General features: G+C 50.1%; 21 protein-coding genes. 9 read left to right on the top strand and 12 right to left on the bottom strand.

The window, feature by feature from the left end; translation table 11 throughout:
- Positions 1–216: 216 nt before the first annotated feature.
- The 4 genes from purB to BIT28_RS14060 all read right to left on the bottom strand — a co-directional run bounded on the left by purB (position 217) and on the right by BIT28_RS14060 (position 4,485).
- A complete protein-coding gene (gene purB / locus BIT28_RS14075) occupies positions 217–1,587 on the bottom strand; it encodes an adenylosuccinate lyase (protein WP_075764742.1) in 1,371 nt (456 codons plus the stop codon).
- 147 nt (positions 1,588–1,734) lie between these two features.
- Positions 1,735–2,352, bottom strand: coding sequence for a high frequency lysogenization protein HflD (hflD, locus tag BIT28_RS14070; protein ID WP_075764740.1), 618 nt, complete (start codon positions 2,350–2,352; stop codon positions 1,735–1,737).
- Positions 2,353–2,366: 14 nt separating this feature from the next.
- Positions 2,367–3,482, bottom strand: a complete 1,116-nt coding sequence (mnmA, locus tag BIT28_RS14065) for a tRNA 2-thiouridine(34) synthase MnmA (protein ID WP_075764738.1) — start codon at positions 3,480–3,482, stop codon at positions 2,367–2,369.
- A gap of 358 nt (positions 3,483–3,840) precedes the next feature.
- Positions 3,841–4,485, bottom strand: a complete 645-nt coding sequence (locus BIT28_RS14060; RefSeq protein ID WP_075764736.1) for a pseudouridine synthase — start codon at positions 4,483–4,485, stop codon at positions 3,841–3,843.
- A 142-nt stretch (positions 4,486–4,627) separates the two neighbouring features.
- On the opposite strand from BIT28_RS14060, the gene icd reads away from it, so the two are divergent.
- On the top strand, positions 4,628–5,881 hold the full coding sequence (icd, locus tag BIT28_RS14055; protein WP_075764734.1) for an NADP-dependent isocitrate dehydrogenase: 1,254 nt from the start codon (positions 4,628–4,630) through the stop codon (positions 5,879–5,881).
- A gap of 406 nt (positions 5,882–6,287) precedes the next feature.
- On the opposite strand, the gene cspD is transcribed toward icd, so the two are convergent.
- On the bottom strand, positions 6,288–6,509 hold the full coding sequence (cspD, locus tag BIT28_RS14050; RefSeq protein WP_075764732.1) for a cold shock domain-containing protein CspD: 222 nt from the start codon (positions 6,507–6,509) through the stop codon (positions 6,288–6,290).
- A 226-nt stretch (positions 6,510–6,735) separates the two neighbouring features.
- Here cspD and clpS point away from each other — a divergent pair, with 226 nt between their 5' ends.
- Both clpS and clpA read left to right on the top strand, forming a co-directional pair.
- Complete coding sequence (gene clpS, locus BIT28_RS14045) at positions 6,736–7,056, top strand: ATP-dependent Clp protease adapter ClpS (RefSeq protein ID WP_075764730.1); 321 nt, start codon at positions 6,736–6,738, stop codon at positions 7,054–7,056.
- A gap of 47 nt (positions 7,057–7,103) precedes the next feature.
- The gene (gene clpA / locus BIT28_RS14040) at positions 7,104–9,368 is read left to right on the top strand and encodes an ATP-dependent Clp protease ATP-binding subunit ClpA (protein ID WP_075764728.1); all 2,265 of its coding nucleotides are present in this window, start codon (positions 7,104–7,106) and stop codon (positions 9,366–9,368) included.
- A gap of 118 nt (positions 9,369–9,486) precedes the next feature.
- Here clpA and infA read toward each other — a convergent pair whose 3' ends face one another.
- From infA to aat, 3 genes are all read right to left on the bottom strand, one after another.
- Positions 9,487–9,705: a translation initiation factor IF-1 gene (gene infA / locus BIT28_RS14035; protein WP_005298441.1), complete on the bottom strand. Its 219-nt coding sequence runs from the start codon at positions 9,703–9,705 to the stop codon at positions 9,487–9,489.
- Between the two features lie 197 nt (positions 9,706–9,902).
- The gene (locus BIT28_RS14030; protein ID WP_075764726.1) at positions 9,903–10,601 is read right to left on the bottom strand and encodes an arginyltransferase; all 699 of its coding nucleotides are present in this window, start codon (positions 10,599–10,601) and stop codon (positions 9,903–9,905) included.
- 4 nt (positions 10,602–10,605) lie between these two features.
- Entirely contained in the window at positions 10,606–11,310 is a 705-nt protein-coding gene (aat, locus tag BIT28_RS14025; protein ID WP_075764724.1) for a leucyl/phenylalanyl-tRNA--protein transferase, read from the bottom strand.
- Between the two features lie 86 nt (positions 11,311–11,396).
- Between aat and BIT28_RS14020 the strand changes: the two genes are divergently transcribed.
- Positions 11,397–11,855: an outer membrane lipoprotein gene (locus BIT28_RS14020; RefSeq protein WP_075764922.1), complete on the top strand. Its 459-nt coding sequence runs from the start codon at positions 11,397–11,399 to the stop codon at positions 11,853–11,855.
- Between the two features lie 89 nt (positions 11,856–11,944).
- On the opposite strand, the gene cydC is transcribed toward BIT28_RS14020, so the two are convergent.
- The 4 genes from cydC to ald all read right to left on the bottom strand — a co-directional run bounded on the left by cydC (position 11,945) and on the right by ald (position 17,846).
- A complete protein-coding gene (gene cydC / locus BIT28_RS14015) occupies positions 11,945–13,666 on the bottom strand; it encodes a heme ABC transporter ATP-binding protein/permease CydC (protein WP_075764722.1) in 1,722 nt (573 codons plus the stop codon).
- Positions 13,659–15,431 carry a heme ABC transporter permease/ATP-binding protein CydD gene (gene cydD / locus BIT28_RS14010; RefSeq protein WP_075764720.1) on the bottom strand — a complete coding sequence of 591 codons (1,773 nt, stop codon included), beginning with the start codon at positions 15,429–15,431 and terminating at the stop codon, positions 13,659–13,661. The genes cydC and cydD overlap by 8 nt, the downstream gene beginning before the upstream one ends.
- Before the next feature lie 83 nt (positions 15,432–15,514).
- Positions 15,515–16,477 (bottom strand): thioredoxin-disulfide reductase, encoded by a 963-nt coding sequence (gene trxB / locus BIT28_RS14005; protein WP_075764718.1) that lies wholly within the window; start codon positions 16,475–16,477, stop codon positions 15,515–15,517.
- A gap of 247 nt (positions 16,478–16,724) precedes the next feature.
- On the bottom strand, positions 16,725–17,846 hold the full coding sequence (gene ald / locus BIT28_RS14000; RefSeq protein ID WP_075764716.1) for an alanine dehydrogenase: 1,122 nt from the start codon (positions 17,844–17,846) through the stop codon (positions 16,725–16,727).
- A 157-nt stretch (positions 17,847–18,003) separates the two neighbouring features.
- Here ald and lrp point away from each other — a divergent pair, with 157 nt between their 5' ends.
- The 5 genes from lrp (at position 18,004) to serS (ending at position 25,657) form a co-directional block, all read left to right on the top strand.
- A complete protein-coding gene (lrp, locus tag BIT28_RS13995) occupies positions 18,004–18,498 on the top strand; it encodes a leucine-responsive transcriptional regulator Lrp (RefSeq protein ID WP_007467256.1) in 495 nt (164 codons plus the stop codon).
- Between the two features lie 391 nt (positions 18,499–18,889).
- Positions 18,890–22,075: a DNA translocase FtsK 4TM domain-containing protein gene (locus BIT28_RS13990; protein ID WP_075764714.1), complete on the top strand. Its 3,186-nt coding sequence runs from the start codon at positions 18,890–18,892 to the stop codon at positions 22,073–22,075.
- Positions 22,076–22,207: 132 nt separating this feature from the next.
- Entirely contained in the window at positions 22,208–22,822 is a 615-nt protein-coding gene (gene lolA, locus BIT28_RS13985) for an outer membrane lipoprotein periplasmic chaperone LolA (protein WP_075764920.1), read from the top strand.
- A gap of 75 nt (positions 22,823–22,897) precedes the next feature.
- Complete coding sequence (locus tag BIT28_RS13980) at positions 22,898–24,238, top strand: replication-associated recombination protein A (RefSeq protein WP_075764712.1); 1,341 nt, start codon at positions 22,898–22,900, stop codon at positions 24,236–24,238.
- A 126-nt stretch (positions 24,239–24,364) separates the two neighbouring features.
- Entirely contained in the window at positions 24,365–25,657 is a 1,293-nt protein-coding gene (gene serS, locus BIT28_RS13975) for a serine--tRNA ligase (protein WP_075764710.1), read from the top strand.
- The last annotated feature ends 128 nt before the right edge of the window (positions 25,658–25,785 follow it).

Below are 25,785 nucleotides of genomic sequence, written 5' to 3'. Positions count from 1 at the left end.
TACCTATAGAATGCTTAACATGTATTTTGAATGCATGTTAAGTCGCAATGTGATTTTGGTCAAGTGTAAAGTTGCCTCAAAAATACATCTTTAATTTATGTTGTTGAAACTAAAGGAAATAAAGTCTTTTTTTAGAGGGTGGTGAGGATGGGTAAAAATTTTGAATATAAAAAAGGCCAGCAAAAATGCTGGCCCTTGAAAACAGGTTGAAAGCGATTAAAGCTTGTCAGTTAGCTTGACTGCATCACCGATGTAGTTAGCTGGTGTCATCTCTTTCAGGCGTGCTTTCTCGTGCTCAGGAAGCTCAAGGCCGTCAATGAAGTTACGCATGCCTTCGCCGTCTACACGCTTACCACGAGTCAACTCTTTCAGCTTTTCGTACGGCTTTTCGATGCCGTAGCGACGCATCACTGTTTGTACTGGTTCAGCCAATACTTCCCAGTTCTTGTCTAGCTCAGCCTCAAGCGCCGCCTGGTTGACTTCCAGCTTGCTAATACCTTTCAGGGTTGAAGTATATGCAATAATCGCGTAGCCACAACCAACACCTAGATTACGAAGCACTGTCGAGTCGGTCAGGTCACGCTGCCAGCGTGAAACAGGAAGTTTCTGCGCCAGGTGAGTAAAGATAGCGTTCGCCAGGCCTAGGTTACCCTCGGAGTTTTCGAAGTCGATTGGGTTGACTTTGTGCGGCATAGTCGACGAGCCGATTTCACCGGCAATTGTCTTCTGCTTGAAGTGACCCAGTGCAATGTAACCCCAGACATCACGGTCGAAGTCAAGAAGGATAGTGTTGAAGCGTGCAATTGCGTCAAACAGCTCGGCGATGTAGTCGTGCGGCTCGATTTGTGTTGTGTATGGGTTCCAGGTTACGCCAAGCGATTCAGTGATGAATTCTTCGCTGAACTGGTGCCAGTCAACTTCTGGATAAGCTGAAAGGTGTGCGTTGTAGTTGCCTACAGCACCATTGATTTTCGCAAGAATTTCAATGCTTTCGATTTGCTTGTACTGGCGCTCCATACGGTATGCCACGTTTGCCATCTCTTTACCCATGGTTGACGGGGAAGCTGGCTGGCCGTGGGTACGAGAAAGCAGAGGCACTTCACGGTATTCGTTGGCAAGGCCTTTGATCGCATCAATAACGTTGCGAATTTCAGGAAGAATGACTGTCTCACGTGCTTCATGAAGCATAAGGGCGTGAGAAGTATTGTTGATATCTTCAGACGTACATGCGAAGTGAATGAATTCGTTCACTGCGTGCAGTTCTGGTACTTCAGCTACTTTTTCTTTCAGGAAGTATTCAACAGCTTTTACATCGTGGTTAGTTGTGCGCTCGATAGTCTTGATTCGTAGTGCATCTTCTTCACTAAACTCAGCAGCAACGCGATCTAGGAATGCGTTTGCTTCGTCGCTGAATGCAGGAACTTCCACGATAGCGTCAGTAGCAGCCAGTTTTTGTAACCAACGGATTTCAACGATTGTGCGATACTTTAGCAGACCATATTCACTGAAAATGCTGCGCAGTACACTAGTTTTACTTCCGTAGCGGCCGTCTACCGGGGAAACAGCAGTCAATGCTGACAGTTCCATGTTGCTCTCTCCTGATTAATTAGGGGTTAAACAATGTGTTGCTGTAACCGCTCGTTAATTGTAAGTGCTTGTAGGCGCTTACAATTAACGAAGCCGTTATTGTTCGAAGGTCTATACCGGTAGGCCCGGTACATACCCTGTATTGATTTAGCTGCGCGCAAGTAAGATTTTTGCCTGCTCGACCATCTGTTTGCGGCCAAAAATCAGGTGGCGGCGTTTACCGCCTACCTGGCGCCAGAGGACAGCTCCGCGTACCGCAGCAAGCAGCAAGGCCCGTACTTTATGCTGTACGTTTTGTTGCTGCAGGTGAGCCGGTGTACCGGTTACCTGGATCCGCGGCCCGAGTGGGCTGATGATATCCAGGTAAATATTGGCTAAGTTGCTCACCATTTGATCATCGAGCAATTCGAAATGATCAATCTGGCGCTTGGCGGTATCAATGCGATCGCCTAATTGTGCCATGCTGTCACGACGACTCGATAGCTTACGCTCCAATGCCATGACACTGACTAGATAACGGGTGATCTCGTTTCCAGACGGTGTGCTGTCAATCTCGGCAGATAGTGTTTCAAGGCCAATACGCAGATTGGACTCACAGCCGAAGATTTCAATCGTGTTGGAAGGGTCTGTAACGACGATACTGTTTAAACAGGCTTCCAATGCATCGCGATCGCAAGTGCCGTCACGGGCAGTCTGCTGAACTAGTTTCACAGCCTGGCAAATGCCGGCAAACGCGATAGTACGGTCATATAAAGTTTGTGCCACGTGCGACAACTCCCTTAGATTCGCTGCTCAATAATACCGCCACCCAGACATACATCGCCGCTGTAGAATACAGCTGACTGGCCCGGCGTAACGGCAATTTGAGGTTCATCAAAGATTACTTTGATGTTCTCATCATCGATAGGAATGATGGTACAAGGAATATCTTGCTGACGGTAACGAGTTTTTACTGTACATGTGAGCGGTTCACGGATTGGTTGACGATCAACCCAGTGAAGTTGTGCCGCAATCAGCCCGTTTGATTTAAGACGAGGGTGATCTTTACCCTGGCCGACGATAAGTACGTTACGTTTCACATCTTTATCAACAACGTACCAAGCTTCTTCGTTGCCGCCGCCACCTTTCTGGCCACCAATGTGCAGGCCTTTACGCTGGCCCAGAGTGTGGTACATCAGGCCCTGATGTTCGCCGATCACTTTGCCGTCTTCAGCTGTTTCGATATTGCCTGGCTGCGCTGGCAGGTATTTGCCAAGGAATTCGGTAAATTTACGCTCACCGATAAAACAAATACCTGTCGAGTCTTTCTTCTTCGCCGTTACCAGTCCCTGTTCTTCAGCAATACGGCGTACTTCTGGTTTCTCCAGTTCGCCAACCGGGAATAAACTGCGCGCGATCTGCTCATGGCTAAGGGTATACAGGAAATAACTCTGATCTTTATTGTTATCTACGCCGCGCAGCATCTGAGGCTTCTCGCCCTCGGCAGAAGGAAAGCTGCGGCGGGTGTAGTGACCCATAGCAATGTAGTCCGCTTCCAGAACTTCATCGGCAAATTCCAGAAACGCTTTGAATTTAATTTCTTTGTTGCAAAGAATATCCGGGTTCGGGGTACGGCCTGCTTTGTACTCCGCAAGGAAGTATTCAAACACGTTGTCCCAGTATTCAGCTGCAAAGTTGATGGTATGCAGGTGGATACCCAGTTTGTCACATACAGCTTGTGCATCAGCGAGATCTTCTGCGGCAGAGCAGTATTCTTCGTTATCATCTTCTTCCCAGTTCTTCATGAACAGGCCTTCAACTTGGTAGCCCTGTTGAAGTAGCAAGTAAGCTGATACAGAGGAATCAACGCCGCCGGACATACCGACAATGACTTTTTTCTGGCTGTTATCTGACATATTTCTCTTCAGTCGTTAATAGTGTTAAGGGCGCAATTCTAACAGAAACCTTTTTCGCGAAACAGAGCGAGAGCAGAATCACACTTTAATAATTTTATCGTCTTTTTAAATTACCGACCAGATATCCGGAAATGGATTCAAAAAGAACGTTATAAACGACAATATCATTGCAAAATTGTGCTGCTGCCAGCCGTTTGACCTCCGACTTGAGATGTTGACGCAAACGTTTGCTTTGTGGTGCGTATCATAGATGAACCCGGGGGGAATGTGTAGCTTTTTCGGTGTCGTTTTTTGTGGGGAAGCCTGAGAAAGTGTTTTAGGCCGGCAGTTGTGGTTCCGACTGCCGGCAAAGCTATGGTTAGGCGGTTTGCGAAAGCTTGACCTCTCGCCACTCGCCCGGGGCGAGGCCTTCGACAGTCCAGCTGGCCATTTTGTGGCGGATGAGTCGCAGGGTCGGAAAACCGATATGTGCCGTCATACGGCGTACCTGGCGATTTCGCCCCTCTTTTAAGGTGATAGCCAGCCAGGTGGTCGGAATATTTTTCCGCTCACGGATTGGCGGATTGCGGTCCCAGATGTCGGGGTGCTCAATACGCTCAACCTGCGCCGGCAAGGTCGGGCCGTCTTTTAGCGTAACGCCTTTTCGGAGCTGGTCTAGCTGTTCTTCGTTTGGATCGCCTTCGACCTGTACCCAGTATATTTTTGGTTGCTTGGACTTTGGCTGCGTGAGGCGGGCCTGGAGTACGCCGTCATTGGTCAGAACCAATAAACCTTCGCTGTCTTTATCAAGTCTTCCTGCGGGGTAAACGTCCTTCACCGGGACGTAATCAGACAGTGTTTTATCTCCCGGTTCGCCACTAAACTGGGTCAAAACGTTATAAGGTTTGTTAAATAATATGATCTTTTGCGGGCCGCGAGGGCGTTTGGGTTTATTATATTTTCTTGATGCTCTACGCTCATTATTAGAACGTGTCGGTTGACGTGACGAGGTGTTTGGCTTCATAAATAGCGTGCTGTGCTGGGGGTGACTAAATTGACCCGCCTATTATACGCTAAAAACAACCCGAGTGGCGTATCGATAAAATTTCAAGTATGATTTGCCCGCATCTTACAAAAAGATAACAAATGGACGCTAGGAGATTTAAATGGATAGTAAAGTAGTTGTACCAGTTGAAGGTCAGAAGATTACTCTTGACGCAGAAGGTAAACTGGTCGTTCCTAACAACCCGGTAATTCCATACATCGAAGGCGATGGTATCGGTGTTGATGTAAGCCCTGCTATGATCAAAGTTGTCGATGCGGCGGTAGAAAAAGCCTATGCAGGTGACCGTAAAATTGAGTGGATGGAAATCTACACAGGTGAGAAATCAACTCAGGTATACGGCGAAGACGCATGGTTACCGCAAGAAACTTTAGATTTCATTCGCGAATATAAAGTGGCCATCAAAGGCCCGCTAACCACTCCTGTAGGTGGTGGTATTCGTTCACTTAACGTTGCTCTACGCCAAGAACTAGACCTGTACATCTGTGCGCGTCCTGTTCGCTATTTTGACGGCGTACCAAGTCCTCTTAAACGCCCAGATCTAACGGATATGGTTATCTACCGTGAAAACTCGGAAGATATCTATGCCGGTGTTGAATTCCAGGCGGGTACCGATGAAGCAGACAAAGTTATCAAGTTCCTGCAAGACGAAATGGGTGCTACTAAGATCCGTTTCCCACAGCAGTGTGGTGTAGGTATCAAACCTGTCTCTGAAGAAGGTACTAAACGTCTTGTCCGTGCAGCACTGCAGTACACTATCGATAACGATCGTGACTCTCTGACGCTGGTTCACAAAGGTAACATCATGAAGTTCACCGAAGGTGCCTTCAAAGATTGGGGTTACGAAGTGGCAGCGGAATTCGGTGCTGAGCTACTAGATGGCGGCCCTTGGATGACTCTGAAGAACCCTAATACGGGCAAAGAGATCGTTATCAAGGACAGCATCGCTGATGCCTTCCTGCAGCAAATCCTGCTTCGTCCTGCGGAGTATGATGTGATTGCAACGATGAACCTAAACGGTGACTACGTTTCTGATGCATTAGCCGCTCAGGTTGGTGGTATCGGTATTGCTCCGGGTGCAAACATCGGTGATGGTGTGGCGCTGTTCGAAGCTACTCACGGTACTGCACCTAAGTATGCCGGTCAGGATAAAGTTAACCCAGGTTCACTGATCTTGTCTGCAGAAATGATGCTTCGCCACCTAGGTTGGACTGAAGCGGCAGATCTGATTATCAGCTCAATGGAAGCGGCAATCAGTAATAAGACTGTGACTTACGATTTTGAGCGCCAGATGGAAGGTGCAACACTGCGTAAGTGTTCTGAGTTTGCCGATGACATGATCGAGCAGATGAAGTAATCAAATATATCCATACGGATAGGACAAAGGCTCAGCTTCGGCTGAGCCTTTTTTATTGGAGCCGTTTAGCTATTTTGTGACGGTTAGCCGCTTTGTTTGTAACTCCCTGAAACAGCTGTCGAGCTCCTCATTTCTGGTATAGGGTTATCGGCGCAAGATGTTCGTCAGCGTTTTTTTAGCTTATGATAGAAGATAAGGCTGCAAAGAACGTGTGATTGTTAATAGAAATGTTAATAGTGGTGAGGTTGCTTTATTCAGTAACTATTCACTTTAGGCATGAGCTAAACAGGCCCGGATAAGATGGCGTAGTATGAAAAGTGAGCGGCGGAGTAGCAGGTTTGAGGCGACAATAAAAAAGGCGAGCCTCGGCTCACCTTAGAAATTGATGTACAAAGTTGAGCGTGGGTTATTTCACCACTTCACCTTCGACAGGGACTATCTCTCTGGCATGGAAACCCTTAGGACCCGTCTCGACAGTGTAGTTGACCTGCTGGCCAGCCTTGAGAGTGCGGTATCCATCCATTTGGATAGTTGAATAGTGTGCAAAAATATCGCCTTCGCCACTTTCAGGGCAAATGAAACCGAAGCCTTTTGCGTTATTGAACCATTTAACTGTACCTGTTGCCATGCTTTACATCCCTCTTTGCATTCAAGATCCATTTTGCATTAGTATGCCGTTCCTTTTTACCACGACTTGCATACTAATGCTATTTTGATGCAGTTATTATCTACTACAGGTTACACTTTAGTAAAAAGAGCTAGACAGTCAAGTGCATACTATAACATTTTCATAAAATCCTTGTTTCTATGCAGATGATGTAGCAAGCCCTTGAACAAATGACTAAGATGAGATTATGAGCAAGTTATATGAATGGATTATTCCTGAGTCTGACGTACTAGACGAGGAGGATACTCAGGTTAAGCCACCATCGATGTATAAAGTTATTTTAAACAATGATGATTACACTCCGATGGATTTTGTGATAGAAGTGTTACAGAAGTTCTTCTCCATGGATCTGGAGAAAGCCACACAGTTGATGCTTACTGTGCATTACGAAGGGAAAGCAGTATGTGGAACCTTTACCGCTGAAGTCGCCGAGACGAAGGTGGCACAAGTGATGATGTATGCGAGGGAGCATGAACATCCGCTACTGTGTACGAAGGAAAAAGCTTGAACTTTTTCCGGCACACCATTTTGAGTGGTATTTAGGGGAGGTGCCTTATGCTAAACAAAGAACTTGAAGCAAGTCTGAACGGTGCATTCGCAAGAGCAAGGGAAAAACGCCATGAGTTTATGACTGTTGAGCATCTGCTCTTGGCATTGTTAGATAATGCGGCAGCGCAAGAGGCGTTGCTGGCTTGTCGAGCTGATTTGGATACATTGCGTAAAGAGCTCGATTCGTTTATTGAACAAACGACACCGCTGATCCCGGCTGATGATGAAAGCCGCGAGACACAGCCTACACTGAGTTTCCAGCGCGTGCTGCAGCGTGCCGTGTTCCACGTCCAATCCTCCGGCCGCAGTGAAGTTACCGGTGCCAATGTGCTGGTTGCCATTTTCAGCGAGCAGGAGTCCCACGCAGCCTACTTACTTAAGAAGAGTGATATTAGCCGCCTTGACGTGGTTAACTTTATTTCTCATGGCACAGTCAAAGACAGCGATAACGATGACCTGAACGGTTCTGATGTGGGCGGGGATGAACCGCGTGCCGAGCAGAATTCCGAAGATAAGCTAGAAAACTTTGCGACCAACCTGAACCAACTGGCCCGTGCTGGCGGAATCGACCCGTTGATTGGCCGAGACCACGAGCTTGAGCGTACCGTACAGGTTCTGTGCCGCCGCCGTAAAAACAATCCGTTGCTGGTAGGTGAAGCTGGGGTCGGTAAGACTGCCATCGCCGAAGGGCTGGCATGGCGTATTGTTGAAGGCCAGGTGCCGGACATTATCAAAGACTGCGTCATTTACTCGCTGGATATTGGTTCCCTGCTTGCCGGTACCAAATACCGGGGTGACTTCGAGAAGCGCTTCAAAGGCATTTTGAAGCAGCTGGAAAAAGAAGACCACGCGGTGCTCTTCATTGACGAGATCCACACCATTATCGGTGCTGGTGCTGCCTCTGGTGGCCAGGTTGATGCCGCTAACCTCATCAAGCCATTGCTGAGCAGTGGTAAAATTCGCTGCATGGGGTCGACGACCTATCAGGAATACAGCAATATCTTCGAGAAGGAGCGGGCACTCTCACGTCGCTTCCAGAAGATTGATATTGTCGAGCCGTCGCTGGACGATACCACCAAGATCCTGATGGGGTTGAAACCTAAATACGAAGCGCACCATGAGGTACGCTTTACCAATAAGGCCATTCGTGCGGCCGTTGAGCTGTCGGCGAAATACATTAATGAACGTCATCTGCCGGACAAGGCCATTGATGTGATTGACGAGGCGGGTGCGCGTTGTCGCTTGGCTCCGGCCAGCCGTCGTAAGAAAACCGTCAATGTCAGTGATATCGAGGCAATGATTGCCAAGATGGCGCGTATTCCCGAGAAGTCGGTATCATCAAGTGATCGTGATGTCTTGCAGAAACTTGATAACAAGCTAAAAATGCTGGTGTTCGGCCAGGATCCTGCTATCGACGTGTTGACGGAAGCTATCAAGTTGAGCCGTGCAGGTCTGGGTGCTGATAATAAGCCTGTGGGTTCCTTCCTGTTTGCTGGCCCGACAGGGGTCGGTAAAACCGAGGTAACGGTACAGTTGGCACGAACGCTCGGCATCGAGTTACTGCGCTTTGATATGTCCGAGTACATGGAGCGCCATACGGTAAGCCGTTTGATCGGTGCACCTCCGGGCTACGTAGGGTATGACCAGGGTGGTTTACTGACCGATGCCGTTATCAAGAACCCGCATGCTGTCGTCCTGCTGGACGAGATCGAGAAGGCGCACCCGGATGTGTTCAACCTGCTGTTGCAGGTGATGGATAACGGTACGCTGACTGATAACAATGGTCGCAAGGCGGACTTCCGTAATGTGATTTTGGTGATGACAACCAATGCCGGTGTGAAAGAGACAGTACGTAAGTCAATTGGCCTGATTCAGCAGGATCACAGCCTGGATGCGATGTCGGAAATCAAGCGTATCTTTACCCCTGAGTTCCGTAACCGTCTTGATGGCATTATCTGGTTCAATCATCTTGAGAAAGATGTTATCTCGCAAGTGGTTGATAAATTCATCGTTGAGCTGCAGGCCCAGTTGGATGCCCGTGGCGTATCGATGGAAGTGTCGTCCGAAGCCCGTGAGTGGCTGGCGAACAAAGGGTATGACAAAGCAATGGGCGCCCGCCCGATGGCCCGTGTTATTCAGGATAACCTGAAGAAACCGATGGCAAACGAGTTGCTGTTTGGTTGCCTGGTAAACGGCGGCTCGGTACGAGTTGATATCGTCAATGACGAATTGGACTTCCAGTTCAGCAGTGAAATGGAACCAGCCCACTAAGTGCTAGCGTTCTTTGTACAAAATAACCGCCATCAGGCGGTTATTTTTTATCTGGCAGAAAAATAAAACCCGACACACAGGCCGGGTTTTATTTGCATTCTTTAATCTTGGATTAAGATTAACGCGCGCGGAAGACGATGCGGCCTTTAGTCAGGTCGTATGGAGTCAGTTCCACAGTTACCTTATCACCAGTAAGAATACGGATGTAGTTCTTGCGCATTTTACCAGAGATGTGAGCGGTAACTACGTGACCGTTTTCCAGCTCAACGCGGAACATTGTGTTAGGTAGTGTATCTAGTACAGTACCTTGCATTTCAATTACGTCTTCTTTTGCCATTGAATCCTCTTAGGCTACCAGCCGTGCTTCTGATCGGGCCGGATAATGCCTTGAAACTGTTTGAGTGTAAAGTTTAGGCCGCAATTTTACCCTTGCCGTTACCCTTTGTCAGCTATTGTGACGTATTAAAACGTATTTTCTCGTTTTTTTATCAGATTCTGAGACGAATCAGAGCGCTAATATAGATAATCGATGGCCTATTGCCAGCAACCATCGATCAGCTTCTGGTAGGGCTTGAAGCGAACTTTGTAGTTCATGGCCTTGCAGCGATCTATCTGATAACCGGGGTAGAGCCACTTTCTGCCGGTTTGTCTGCCGTATTGGATCTGGTACAGCACGCAGAGTGTACCGAGTGAGAGTGAAGATTCCGGCTCAAAGAAACTGTAGACGGCGCTGAGTGCATCATCAAAGACATCTGTGATGGCGACGGCAATTAACTTGTTGTCCTCATAGACGTGTAAAAACAAGGTATCCATCCAGGCGGCGGTGCAAAAGTCAAAGAATTGCTCTTTGTTGGCCGGGTACATAGTTCCCCCGGCATGCCGCAGACGGATATATCGTTCGTAAAGAGCAAACCAGTCGGGGTCAAGGTTGGGCTTAAACTCCCAACGTAGCTTCTTCATCTGGTTCAGCTGGCGCTTTTGACTTTTCGACGGAGCAAACTGCTCACAGTCGACACGTAGCGGCGTACAAGCCTGACAGGATTGGCACATCGGCCGGTATAGTGCATTACCACTGCGTCGATAGCCTGAGGCAATAAGCACACCATAACCTAATGGTGTCATCCACTGGTGATCCATGACCACGCCTAGCTGCTCCTGTTCTCCGGGCAGGTAGTTACAATCTGAAGTCGGGGTCAGACCGATTCTTAGTGACAGTTTGTTATAGCTGGTCATGAGTTTACTGATGCAGCTCCCGAGGTTGGTAACAGCTTTCTTCTAGTATGGCATCTCTTTGCTGTTGCAAAAATTGCATAAATGGAGAACGTTCTATCTCAACCGCCCCTAGCGAAGCTAAGTGATCATTCATGATCTGACAGTCAATCAGCGTGCCGCCGTGAGCGTGAAAATGCTGACAGAAGAGCCACAAGGCAATTTTAGATGCATTATCGGCCAGGGAAAACATTGACTCGCCGCAGAACACAGTACCAATCTGAATTCCGTAGAGTCCGCCTACGAGGGTGCTGTCCTGCCATACTTCTACTGAATGACAGTAGCCGAGGTTATGCATGACCTGGTATGCCTGCATCATATCGGCAGTGATCCAGGTTTCTTCCGGGCCACGGCTGTCGGCGCACAGGCGAATCACATCGTGACAGGCTTTGTTCAGGGTGACTTGGTACCCTGATTTTCGGAAAAACTTGCGTAAGCTTTTGCTTGGCCTGAATTTATCGGGAAGGAAGACGGCACGCGGGGCCGGGCTCCACCAGAGGATGGGCTCACCTTCTGAATACCAGGGAAAAATACCCTGGCGATAGGCAGAGAGCAGGCGCTCAGGTCTCAGGTCGCCGCCAAATGCCAGCAGTCCGTTGGGGTCGTCCAGGGCGGTTTCCGCCACCGGAAACTGTGTATTGACCGGATCGAGTTCCGGCAGATAGATAGCCATAAGTACTGTAGTCGTTGGTGCTTAATACAAGAATAAATAATATAGGTAGCTAGAGATACAGTTACCCCCACTGAGGAAATTATATGATGAGAAAGTTCTTAATGTTACTGCTATTGCTTCCTCTTGTTGCGACAGCTGCGCCATATAACCGAAACGAGGCCCGTACAGTTAATAAAATCGTGTTCGGTGATGTCGATTCGGTACGTTATATCTCTCATCAGGAGGTCATTAACTCCCAGCGCAACGGGTGGGAAACCCTGCTTGGCGGTGTTGTTGGAGGATTGATTGGTAATCAGTTCGGTGGTGGCACCGGGCGTGAAGTAGCTACCGCAGTGGGTGTTGTCGCCGGGGCCGGTATTGCCCATAACCGCCAACCGGTCCAGAAGGTAGTTGATTATCGATTGGTTGAGCTGTTGATTAAAGCGGAGGATGGCAGGCTCATCGATGTGATTCAGGATGTCGACAGGCAAATGATATTCCAGCGCGGAGACAGTGTGCGGATCCTTTATTTTGACGAAGGGGTCAGGGTAGATAAGGTTCTGTAACTTAAGGCTCAAAACGAAAAAAGCGAGGGACCTGCATCCCTCGCTTAATCTTTTCTAGTTTCTAGTTTCTAGTTTCTAGTTTCTAGTTTCTAGATCCGGTTGCACAGCTCGGCATAGCGGCCGCCTTCGGCCAAGAGCTTATCATGCTGCCCGCTCTCAATGATCTTCCCTTCATCCATCAGGCAAATCTGATCCATCTGATCCAATCCGACAAGGCGGTGGGTGATGAATAACACGGTTTTGTCTTTAGCATGATCAAGCAGCAGCTTGATGATCTGCTGCTCTGTACGGCGATCCAGCCCTTCGGTTGGTTCGTCCATCAGCAGGATGGGCGCATCATGCAGTAGCGCGCGGGCAATACCGATCCGGCGGCGTTCGCCCCCCGAAATCTGACGGCCACCTTCTCCCAGCCAGGTATCCAGCCCCTTGCCTTCAAGCAGGGCCTCAAGACCTACTTTTGCCAGTGCGTCCCTGAATTCATCATCAGAGCCATCCGGCTTGGCAAGAACAAGGTTTTCACGCAGCGAGCCATTGAAGACATCCACTCGCTGGCTAACGACCGTGATCGCCTGGCGCAGTGAGTCTTCGTGCCATGCTGGCAGGGCGATACCATCAATACTGATGTCGCCTTGCTGCGGATCCCAATTACGGGTCAGCAGTTGCAGCAGTGTCGATTTGCCACAGCCTGTACGGCCAAGCAGAGCCAGTTTTTCACCCTGTTTCAGTTCAAGAGAGACATCTTTCAGTACCGGCTCGTCGCTACCGTAGTAGGTGTAGCTGATATTGCGAATACTGATATCACCGTTGACCTGCGCTTGATGACCGTTCGGATCAAACGGTGTGTCCGGTGTCGCCTCAATAATCTCATTCAGGCGGCGGGCAGAGGTCAATGTCTGACCCAGGTATTGGAAAGCACCGGCAACTGGCATCATGATCTCGAAGCTTGCCATGGTGGCAAAGGCAACCATGGCAACAAACGGATCGGGGGCTGCACCGCCAATACCGTCAGCAGCAATCCAGGTGATCAGGACCAGTGTCCAGCCTGTTGCTGCCATCAGGATCGCATTAGCAAGACCGGTAAGACTTGCCATCTTGCGCTGTGCAGCAAGTAAGGCGTCTTGTTCGGCAATAGCCTGTTCACGGTAACGCTCTTCGGCATTGAACAGCAGCAGTTCGGCATGGCCCTGGATCCAGTCGAGTAGTTTTACCCGATAGTTGGCCTTGGCATAGGTCAGTGCCTCGCCATTGGTTTTACCTAACCGATAAAAGATAACTGGCAGGGTGAACATCAGCGCCAATAGAATGAAGCCCAGTGTCAGGCCGATAACAAGATCAAACCAGGCCAGAAAGCCAGTGATCGCCAGCAGGGCAATGACGCCGATCACCAGCGGGCTGACAAGACGCAGGTACACATGGTCCATAGCATCTACGTCGGCAACCAGGCGGTTGAGCAAATCGGCATCCCGCAGGTTTGCCTGGCGACCGGGGATCAGCGGCGTTAGTTTGCGAAAGAAGAACAGACGCAGATCGGCAAGTAGCTTGAAGGTGGCGTTGTGGCTGACTACGCGTTCGCCCCAGCGACCGGCAGTACGTGCCATCGAGAATCCCCGTACACCGGCTCCCGGTAGCATGTAGTTAAAGGTTTCCCGGGCAATAGTCAGTCCGGCTACGGCAGAAGCGGCGATAAACCAGCCTGAGAGCGTCAGCAGGCTGAGGGCTGACAGCAGGGTTGCCAATCCAAGCAGCATGCCGAGTGTCAGGCCAAACCAGTGTTTGCGATAGAGTTTGAGGTAAGGGATTAAATCACGCATCGAGATCCCTCTTGTCTGTGTGGGCGAGCATATCGGCGAGCAGGCCGTGCTGGCGGATGTGATCGAAATGACCGTTCTGAACCAGTTTGCCGTTTTCCAGCACCAGTACACGATCCATAGCCGCTAATTGGTCAAGGCGGTGGCTGACCATTAGGGTTGTCTGGCCTTTAACGGCCATTGTCAGGCTTTCCAGTACCAGGTGTTCACTGTTGGCATCCAAGCTGGCTGTTGGTTCGTCCAGCAACCAGAAGGCACCGTTTTGCAACATGGCTCGTGCGACAGCGATACGCTGCGCCTGACCAACAGATAGGCCACCGGAGCGATCGCCAACCTGGTGACTGTAACCTTTCTCTAGGCGACTGATAAATTCATCGGCATAGGCCTGCTGCGCAACCTGAGTAACATGCTCATCGGTGGCCAGTGGGTTGCCGAGAGTAATATTGTCACGCACGGTACCATGCACCAGCAGCGGGTTTTGCCCCACCCAGCTGATTGTCTGGCGCCATTCGCTATGGTCTAGCTGCTTGAGCTCGATGCCATTAATTTTCAGGCTGCCACGATATGGCAGGAAGCCCAGAAGAGCATTGAGCAGGCTGGTTTTACCGGCACCGCTCGGGCCGACAAGGGCAACTTGCTCATGGGCCTGAATATCAAAGCTTAGCGGGCCTGCCAGAACCTGACCTTGCGGACTCAGCACCTCCAGATCCTGAACGCTGATCCGGATGGTTTCAGGGGACGGTAGCTCCTCGTCACCTTGGGTCATCTCGTCGGCTTCTGCATTGAGAAATTCGACAATCGACTCTGCGGCACCAATGGCCTGGGCCTTGGCATGGTAGAAAGTGCCCAAATCACGCAGTGGTTGATAAAACTCAGGGGCCAGTACCAGCACAAACAAACCGGTAAATAGCGATAGCGGGACACCGTAGTTACCGAAGTTCAGCTCGCCGATGAAGGCAAAGCCAAAGTAGACGGCAACGATGGCCACCGAAATGGCAGAGAAAAACTCCAGCACCGCCGAGGAAAGGAAGGCGAGTCGCAACACTTCCATCGTACGCTTGCGCAGTACATGGGAGGCAGCGTGTAAGTTCTCTGCTTCGGCTTCTGCGCGGTTAAACAAACGAAGTGTCGATAACCCCTGCAGGCGGTCGTAGAAATGGCCAGACAGGCGCTGTAGGGCCTTAAAGTTGCGCCTGTTAGCATCAGCCGCACCTAAACCAACCAGTGCCATGAAAATAGGGACCAGTGGGGCAGTGATCAGGAAAATTAGACCGGCAGCCCAGTTTAGCGGAAAGACGGCAAACAGGATAACCAGCGGAACCAGCACCGCAATAGACATCTGTGGGATATAGCGCGAGAAGAAATCCTGCATTTCCTCAACCTGCTCCAGCACCAGACTGGCCCAGGTACCTGCCGGTTTGCCCTTGATGTAGGCCGGGCCAAGGTTGTGCAGGCGGTTAAGGATAAGCTGTCGTATATGAAGCCGGATTTGTTCGCCGCAGCGGTAACCGTATATTTCACGTCCCCAGCTGCAGCCTGCGCGGAGTCCGACAATCAGGATCAGGCCGAGAAAACTGTTTACCAGCTCATATTTATCAGTCTGTTCGATAATAAGTTGATGGAGAATGTGGGCAAGCAGCGCAGCTTGGCCGACAAGTAGCACCCCGGAAAGAAATCCAAGCCCGACACTGAACATCAGCCAGCGTTTGGCGAGCTTGCTTTGTGACTTTAACCACTTGGTCAAGTCTCGTTGTAATTGTTTGTCCATAAGATATCTTGTGCCGTAAATGGCAGCGAGCAGAAAGGTAGAAGGCTAAAAGCAGCCGCTACAGGGGTAGCGGCCGATTTTGATTATTTTTGTTCTTCTAGTGCGTCCAGGAAGCGCTCTGCGTCAAGGGCAGCCATACATCCGGTACCTGCCGAGGTGATAGCCTGACGGTAGGTGTGATCCATGACGTCACCGGCAGCAAATACCCCTTCGACACTGGTTTGGGTTGCATTGCCCTCGGTGCCAGATTGTACCTTGATGTAGCCGTTGGCCATATCAAGCTGACCTTCGAAGATCCCGGTGTTTGGCTGGTGGCCAATGGCAATGAAGGCACCCATGACATCGATGGTCTCAGTGGCATCAGATTTGGTGTCCTTAATGCGAACAGCCGTCACCCCCATATCATCACCCAGTACTTCGTCCAGAGTGCGATCAGTATGAAGAATGATATTGCCGTTCTCTACCTTGTCCATCAGGCGTTTGATAAGAATCTTCTCTGAACGGAATGAGTCGCGGCGGTGAATAAGGTGGACTTCCGACGCAATGTTTGACAGGTACAGTGCTTCTTCGACTGCGGTATTACCACCGCCAACAACGGCCACTTTCTGGTTGCGGTAGAAAAATCCGTCACAGGTCGCACAGGCGGAAACGCCACGGCCCTTGAAGTTTTCTTCTGATTCCAGACCGAGGTACTTGGCTGAAGCTCCGGTGGCAATGATCAAAGCGTCGCAGGTGTATTCGCCGCTGTCGCCTTTCAGGCGGAACGGGCGCTGGCTAAAATCGGTCTCGTTGATATGGTCAAAAATGATCTCTGTCTCGAACTTTTCAGCGTGCTCTTTCATTCGATCCATTAGCGCAGGGCCGGTCAGGCCTTCTGCATCACCTGGCCAGTTTTCTACTTCGGTTGTCGTCGTCAGCTGACCGCCTTGCTGCATGCCGGTTACCATTACAGGATTTAGGTTAGCACGTGCGGCATAGACAGCGGCAGTATAGCCAGCAGGACCAGAACCAAGGATGAGCAGTTTACAATGTCTTACGTTACTCATTACTTCTCCAGGCTGAAATGAGATTATTATCATGTAGAAGGGTGATTGTAGGTAAATTGAGGACGTAAGGAAAGTGTCCCGGTGACGTTGCCCCAAGATAACCTGTACGGGGGAAGTCCGTAGCCTTGAATTGAAGATCGTTTGAACAGGGAAGCACTTAGTCAGGCTTCCCGCGGGCAAGTCACAACACCTTAGTATTGTTCCGACTCACTTATTTCTAGTGGTTCTAATAAGTGAGTCGCATATTTTAATGCATACTGATTGCAACCTCTGGGTCGGTATAGTGCAAATCGAACGCTTCGGCGACTTCTTTGCAGGTGATTTTGCCATGGATCACGTTCAGTCCGGCAAGGAATCCCGGATCGTCCAGCAATGCTTTCTTGTAACCGCTACTGGCAAGTTTGATCACGTAGGGCAAGGTTGCATTATTGAGGGCAAACGCCGAGGTGCGGGCAACAGCGCCGGGCATATTGGCAACGCAGTAGTGAACGACATCGTCGACAATATAGGTCGGATCGGTATGGGTCGTCGGATGCGATGTTTCAAAGCAGCCGCCCTGGTCGATGGCCACATCAACCAGCGCCGAGCCTGGCTTCATCTGCTTCACGTGCTCGGCGGTGATCAGTTTCGGTGCGGCTGCCCCCGGGATCAGTACGGCGCCGATAATCACGTCTGCATCGGGAACCAGCCGGTCAATCGCTTCGTGGGTAGAGTAGATGACTTTGGCCTTGCCCTGAAATTCGACATCGAGGGCACGAAGGGTATCGAGGTTACGGTCAAGGATCGTGACATCGGCTCGCATGCCAATGGCCATTCTTGCCGCGTTAGAGCCGACGACACCACCACCGAGGACGACAACTTTAGCAGGCTCTACGCCGGGAACTCCGCTGAGTAACAACCCGCGTCCACCATTAGAATTCTCTAGAGTTTGTGCTCCTGCCTGGATAGACATTCTGCCGGCAACTTCAGACATTGGTGCCAATAATGGTAGTCTTCCTAGATGATCTGTGACCGTTTCATAAGCTATACAGATAGCTTTGCTGTCAATTAGGTCTTTTGTTTGTGGAAAATCTGGGGCAAGATGGAGATAAGTGAATAAAATTTGTCCTTCATTCAGCATGGCTCTTTCTGCTGCTTGAGGCTCTTTTACTTTGACAATCATCTCTGATCTGGTAAAAACTTCTTTAGCAGTTGAAATAATTGAAGCGCCAGCAGCTTGATAGTCTGAATCAGATAGACCAATTCCACTACCGGCATTGGTTTCGATGAGAACCTGATGGCCTAATGAGACCAGTTCACGAACGCTGCTGGTAACCAGCCCGACGCGATATTCGTGGTTTTTGATTTCTTTGGGTACACCAATGATCATCCTGCTTCTCCCTTGGCATCATAGTACGATTGGCTATTGACAAGGTTGTAAATGCGGATCTATTGGCAGTATAGTTTGACTATCAGAGTATTTGATTCTAAATATTAGAAAGTTGTAGTATATTTTTTTGCAAGGAAGTAAGAAGGTGGAATAAAAAATGGTAGATACCAAAAAGAAACCATCCAAGGAATTGGATAGAATTGACCGTAACATATTGAATGAACTGCAAAAAGACGGTCGTATCTCAAATGTTGAGTTATCAAAACGTGTAGGCTTATCTCCAACTCCGTGTCTCGAACGTGTTCGTCGACTGGAGCGTCAAGGGTACATTAGCGGCTATACGGCTCTGCTAAATCCCCAATTTCTTGATGCATCACTGCTGGTTTTCGTTGAAATTACGCTTAACCGCGGTGCGCCAGATGTATTTGAACAGTTCAACAAGTCTGTTCAAGAGCTGGAAGACATTCAGGAATGTCACTTGGTATCTGGTGATTTCGACTACCTGTTGAAAACTCGCGTATCAGATATGTCAGCGTACCGTAAGCTGCTGGGTGAAACCCTGCTACGCTTGCCTGGCGTAAATGACACCCGTACCTATGTCGTTATGGAAGAAGTGAAGCAGACCAATAACCTGGTTATCAAAACTCGCTAATTCTGCACGACATTGCCGTTCTGACGGTCATAAATTAAGCGGCCTAGGCCGCTTGATTTGTTTTACCCCCTAGAAAATTCACCGTATGCACAATAATTCGCCACCTGCCGCGCTGAATTAACACTCTGATGAATCTTTCCTTTCGACAAATGTTTACAATGGCATTTGCTTTTCTGCGCGACAGAGAAATCTCGTGAGTTTAGTGCTTTGCTCCCACTTTTCTTGTAATAGTCAAAAAAAGACGACAAGTGGTATAAGATAGGGCACTAGATTTAAATTGACCTGACCGACAGCCTTTTGCACCAGTTAATCACCATAATCAATAGTGCAAAGCCTTGCGCATCGGCTGATAGGGAACCAGGCGACAACAATTGTTACACCGGAGTGTTTTTTGAGGAAAGTTAAAGGCACACAGCAGCCAAAAATACGCCTTTCTGGGGGACAGCGTCTGCTAGAAAGCTTTCTGATCATAGGCATATTGGCCGCGATATTTATCATGGTTGCCCTGGTAAGTTTTGATCCCGCCGATCCTTCGTGGTCACAAACGGCCTGGGAAGGGCCCGTGCAAAATAAAGCCGGTGCGTTGGGTGCACTGGTGGCGGATACATTTCTGTTTACCCTTGGCTCGCTCGCTTACCCATTGCCTGCGGCGATTGTGCTGGGGGCATGGGTTATTTTTCGTCGGCGCGGTGAGCGCGAGACCATAGACTTTATGATTTACGGTACCCGGCTGCTGGGCCTGCTACTGTTGTTTCTGACCAGCTGCGGACTGGCTGATCTTAACTTCGATGATATCTGGTACTTTTCCTCCGGTGGGGTAATAGGCGATGTCGTCTCGAATATGGCCCTGCCGATGCTGAATTTGCTTGGAACGACATTGGTGCTGATGTTTATCTGGGCGGTGGGCTTTACGCTGTTTACCGGCATTTCCTGGCTGACCATTGTCGATACCTTGGGGGAGACGACCCTTGGGGCATTGGCCTGGCTGCTTAACAAGGTGCGCTCGGATAAATCAGAGGTGCTGACGCCATTTGCCGCCGATATTCCGGATGAGCAACAGACTGCGTACGCTGCTCAACTTGCCCAGGAAAGCCAGGCTGAAGCGCCGGATGCCGATGATGTTCTGCTGGCGTCATCGAGCAAGCCAAGTGCTGCAGAGAGTACTGCTGAGCGCAGAGAACCACACCGAGAGTCTCGTACAGAGCCGCAGTTATCCGAACAAGCGTGGAGCGATGCGCCGTCCTCGCCCAAGATTGTTATGCCAGAGCGCTTAAAGCCTAGCCCGGTCGTTCACTCTGATGCAATTACCGTCGAGGATGTGCTGGTCGACGGTCAGGTAGAAGAACTTGTCGAGCTGACTGCGGCGCATTCGGAGCTGGACAGCATTGAATCGCCAGCACAGCCAGATTCTTTGCTATCAGAGAATAGGCTACCTGAGCCGATAACGAGCAGGCAGCCGCAAAAGGCCAAGGGACTCACGATTGCTGAGCTTGAGCGAGAACTCGATAAGGACGAAAATTTCACGGTCTATGTGGATGAGCAGGATACCTTGCCGACCATTGACACGGACGCTATGCAAAACGGTGTTGCTGATGACAGCCCCACTTTCGCTGAGCCTTTGCCAGAGACCGCAGTTAAGACAACTTCGCAGCCTGTAACAGTGCAGTCTGTTACATCGGAGACTGCTATAACAGACTCCGAGTTTGATGAACCCGAAGCCTTGCAGCCACAGCCTGCGGTTATTGAGTTGGCAGCTACCGAGCCAGGTTCACATTCAGTTCAGATGGGATCCGTAGTATCGGAAGAGAGTCAGCCGTTATCGAGTGTTGCAGACTCGCAGCCTGAAGCTGTGATGTCTGAGATGATGCCTGTCTCCGATGATATCGAGATTGGTGTCCATGACGGCATGTCTGAACTGGAGCGTGCCGAGCAGGAAAGCGGTGTTGCTGATGATAGCGATGTCAGTGACGAGGAAGCATTCTTGCAGAAGATCCGCGATGCCCAGAAGGCACAGGCTCATGCGGCAGGGTTGGATAATCCGTTCTTGATGAAGAAAGAAGCAGATTTACCGGTGCCGACAACACCGATGCCGACCCTTGATTTGCTGGCACCGGCGCGACAGACCGTCGAACCGGCCAGTGAAGAGGAACTGAAACAAACGGCCATGCTGGTCGAATCAAAATTGGCTGACTATAAAATTAAAGCTAAGGTCGTGGGAGTCTACCCGGGGCCGGTTATTACCCGTTATGAGCTGGATTTGGCGCCGGGTGTGAAGGTCAGCCGGATTTCCGGTTTGGCGAAAGACTTGGCCAGGGCACTGTCGGCTTCTGCCGTACGAGTGGTCGAAGTGATTCCGGGCAAGCCTTATATTGGTCTGGAGCTGCCAAACGTCAATCGCGAAACTGTCTACATGTCGGAAGTGGTGGGCAGCGAGCGGTTCCAGGACATGAAGGCAGCCCTGCCGATTGTGCTTGGCTATGATATTGCCGGTGAAGCGATTGTCGCCGACCTGAGCAAGATGCCGCACTTATTGGTAGCCGGTACCACGGGCTCGGGTAAGTCGGTGGGCGTGAACGTAATGATCGTCAGCTTGCTGTATAAGTGTAAGCCTGAAGACTGTCGTTTCATCATGATTGACCCGAAAATGTTGGAGCTTTCCATTTACGAAGGTATCCCGCACTTGCTGACCGAAGTGGTTACTGACATGAAAGATGCCGGTAATGCCCTGCGCTGGTGTGTCGGGGAAATGGAGCGCCGATATAAACTGATGGCCGCAGTCGGGGTACGTAATCTGGCCGGTTACAACGCCAAACTGGCAGAAGCGGCGGCGGCTGGTCACCCGATCCACGATCCGCTGTGGAAACCGGGAGACAGTATGGATGAATATCCGCCAATGCTTGAGAAAATGCCAAGCATTGTGGTTATTGTCGATGAGTTCGCTGATTTGATGATGGTTGTCGGCAAGAAGGTTGAAGAGCTGATTGCCCGTTTGGCCCAGAAGGCACGTGCGGCCGGCATCCACTTGGTACTGGCGACTCAGCGTCCGTCAGTTGATGTGATAACAGGCTTGATCAAGGCGAATATTCCAAGCCGGATGGCCTTTACGGTATCGACCAAGACGGACTCGAGAACCATTTTGGATCAGGGCGGGGCGGAATCCTTGCTGGGCATGGGTGATATGCTGTACCTGCCTGCAGGTAAAAACCATCCTGTCCGGGTTCATGGCGCATTTGCCTCTGATGATGACGTCCATAATGTGGTTAATGACTGGAAAGCTCGCGGGAAGCCGCAGTATATCGACGGTATTCTGAATGCTGATCAGGGGGCTGAAGGTTTGCTACCGGGTGAAGCGGCTGGTGGCGGCGACGATGATCTCGACCAGTTGTTTGATCAGGTGGCGGCGTTTGTTGCCGAATCTCGCCGAGGCTCTGTATCGGGCGTGCAGCGTAAATTTAAGATTGGTTACAACCGCGCGGCGCGAATTGTCGAACAACTGGAAGCGCACGGTATCGTCAGTGCCCCGGGGCATAATGGCAACCGTGAAGTATTGGCGCCACCGCCACCCCCACAAGATTAGGCTATATCAGGGAGTCACCTGAGAAAGCCGGGCCTGCGTGGTAACCGAAGTCAATAACTGTTCCCGAGCGGTTTTGGGGACAGTTAACAAACGATTTGAACTGTTTTGAACCGAAAAGGTTAAGTCATAATGATAAAAAAAGTATTAGTAAGTCTGCTTGTTGCAGCCCCTGTTTTCTTATCTTCCGTTGCATGGGCAACGCCGCAGCAGGAGCTGAGTACAAGGTTGGGCAAAGTGAATGCTTTCAGTGCCGAATTTAAGCAAAAAGTCATTAGTCCGGAAGGTGATTTGCTGGTGGAAGGGGAAGGAGATGTTGCGATTCAGCGTCCGAACCTGTTTCGTTGGAATACGGTGATGCCGGATGAAAACCTGCTGATCTCGGATGGCAAGACACTTTGGTACTACAGTCCGTTTATCGAGCAGGTGACGGCGATGTGGCTTGCCGATGCAACTGAACAAACTCCGTTTGTACTGCTAACTCGAAACAACACGGCTGACTGGGCGAAATACAATGTTGCCCAGACAGCCGATACTTTTACCCTGACACCGAAAGATCGCACCTCTTCGATGGGTAAGTTCGTAGTGACGGTTGCCAAGAGTGGTGAAGTACGTAGTTTCTCGGTGGTTGAGCAGGATGGCCAGCGTAGCAACTTCTCGTTCAGTAAGTTCAGCGGCAAAGCGCAACCGAGTGGTCTGTTTAAGTTCACACCCCCAAAAGGTGTAGAGCTTGACGATCAGCGTAATTAACGCCGGAACTGCCGTTCGTACTTTTCTTAGGTGGCACCCTTGTGCCGCCTAATTTTGTTTTAAGGAGCTGTTATTTTGAATAACTTCAGCCTCGATTTCTCGTCAGATTTTCGCCCGCTGGCCGCACGTATGCGGCCACGTACGGTTGAGGAATATATCGGCCAGCGCCATATTCTGGGCGAGGGAAAGCCGCTCAGGCGTGCGCTTGAAGCCGGTCATCTCCACTCGATGATCCTCTGGGGGCCGCCGGGGACAGGCAAGACGACATTGGCCGAAGTGGCTGCTAACTATGCCAATGCCGAAGTCGAGCGTGTGTCGGCCGTCACCTCCGGGGTAAAAGATATCCGGGCCGCCATCGACAAAGCCCGCGATAACAAAATGGCCGGACGACGGACCATCTTGTTTGTCGACGAGGTGCACCGTTTCAATAAAAGTCAGCAAGATGCGTTTTTGCCGCATATTGAAGATGGCACCGTGACGTTTATCGGTGCAACGACAGAAAACCCATCGTTTGAGCTCAACAACGCACTGTTGTCACGAGCCCGGGTCTATAAGCTCAAGTCGCTGGAGTCAACAGACATTCTCGAGGTTATTGAACAGGCCCTAACGGATACTGAACGCGGGATCAGCGAAGCCAACCTTGAGTTTGTCGATGATGTGAAGGAAAGGCTGGCTGATCTTGTTTGCGGCGATGCGCGTATGTCGCTGAACTATCTCGAGCAGCTCATCGACATGGCAGAAGAGAACGAAAAAGGCATCAAGCCGATCACCCTGTCGCTGCTTGCAGAAGTTGCAGGCGAAAAAATAGCCCGTTTCGACAATAAGGGTGATCTTTGGTACGACATGATCTCCGCCGTGCATAAGTCGATCCGTGGTTCCAGTCCTGACGGAGCCCTGTATTGGTTTGCCCGTATGTTGCAGGCCGGTTGCGATCCGCTTTACGTAGCCCGTCGCCTGCTGGCAATTGCTTCCGAGGATATCGGCAATGCCGATCCGCGGGCGATGCAGGTGGCTATATCGGCCTGGGATTGTTTTACCCGGGTTGGTGCCTACGAAGGGGAGCGCGCCATTGCACAGGCAATTATCTACCTTGCCAGTGCGCCGAAAAGCAATGCGGTCTATACAGCGTTCAAGCAGGCGAAGGCTGATGCGATGAACCATCCTGACTACGAGGTCCCGAATCATTTGCGTAATGCCCCTACGCGGCTAATGAAGGATCTGGGCTATGGTGCCGAATACCGCTATGCCCATGATGAGCCGGGTGCCTATGCGGCCGGTGAGTGTTACTTCCCGCCGGAAATGGAAGGGACACGCTACTATCACCCAACAAATCGCGGTTTGGAAACTAAAATTACCGAAAAGTTGGATTATCTTGCTTCTTTAGATGCAAAAAGCGCATTAAAGCGCTACCAATAATAAGGCTTTTTGGGTATCGTTGAACAATTGACGCCAGAATGACTGGTGTTCCGTAAACCTAAGATTATTTTGACAAGAATTGTCTAAATAACGTGCATTTCAGAATATTAAGAGCACAGGATTAGCATGCTAGATTCTAAATTACTTCGAACTGAGCTGGATGAAACAGCTGCAAAACTCGCACGTCGTGGTTTTACCCTTGACGTAGAAAAATTACGCAACCTAGAAGAGCAACGTAAGTCCCTTCAAGTTAAGACTGAAGAGCTACAGGCTTTGCGTAACTCGCGATCGAAGTCGATTGGTCAAGCTAAAGCTAAAGGCGATCACGAAGCTGCTGAAAAGATTCTGGCTGAAGTTGCCAACCTTGGCGGTGAGCTGGACGAAGCAAAAAAGGCGCTAGCTGAGCTTCAAACTGAGCTTCAGGATATCACGCTTTCTGTGCCTAACCTGCCGGATGACAGTGTTCCTGCGGGTAAAGACGAAGACGAGAATGTTGAAGTATCTCGTTGGGGCCAGCCTAAGACTTATGACTTCGAAGTCAAAGATCACGTTGATCTAGGTGAACTGGCCGACGGTCTTGACTTTGCAAGTGCAGTTAAGATTTCTGGTTCACGCTTTATTGTCATGAAAGGTAAATTTGCTCGCCTGCACCGTGCGATTGCCCAGTTTATGCTGGATCTTCACACCGACGAGCACGGCTACACCGAGATGTATGTGCCGTACCTGGTGAACAAAGACAGCCTGTTCGGTACTGGTCAGCTGCCGAAATTTGGCGAAGACCTGTTCCACACCAAGCCGGCGACTGAAGAAGGCGTAGGTATGTCACTGATCCCGACTGCGGAAGTACCAGTGACAAACATGGTTCGCGATACCATTACAGATGAAGCTGAGCTACCGCTTAAGATGACGGCACATACGCCGTGTTTCCGTTCTGAAGCGGGCTCTTACGGTCGTGATACCCGTGGCCTGATCCGTATGCACCAGTTCGACAAAGTAGAGCTGGTACAGATCACCAAGCCTGAAGATTCAATGGCGGCACTGGAAGAGCTGACTGGCCATGCTGAGAAAGTTCTTCAACTGCTAGAACTTCCTTACCGTAAAGTGGTTCTTTGTACTGGTGACATGGGCTTTGGTGCTGCGAAAACATACGATCTTGAAGTATGGGTTCCTGCTCAAGAAACTTACCGTGAAATCTCTTCTTGTTCAAACATGTGGGATTTCCAGGCTCGCCGTATGCAGGCTCGTTTCCGTCGTAAGGGCGAGAAGAAGCCAGAGCTTGTTCATACACTGAACGGTTCAGGTCTGGCTGTAGGCCGTACTATGGTGGCGATTCTTGAAAACAATCAGGAAGCAGATGGCCGTATTATGATCCCTGAAGTACTGCGCAAGTACATGAACGGTGAAACACATATCGGTTAATTGCCGCTTTTGTTTAATAAAAACCCAGCCTAGGCTGGGTTTTTTTGTTTGTGCGCCGAGCATGGCGTTGTTCTAGGAGGTGAAAGTCCTCTACGGGCTCAGTCGAGCGAGAACCGTTAGCCTATGCA

It is taken from the genome of Photobacterium proteolyticum (genome assembly GCF_001939735.1).
GTDB classification, from domain to species: domain Bacteria; phylum Pseudomonadota; class Gammaproteobacteria; order Enterobacterales; family Vibrionaceae; genus Photobacterium; species Photobacterium proteolyticum.
Note: the sequence above shows the minus strand (reverse complement) of the source record. Positions and strands in the feature narration are given on the sequence as shown.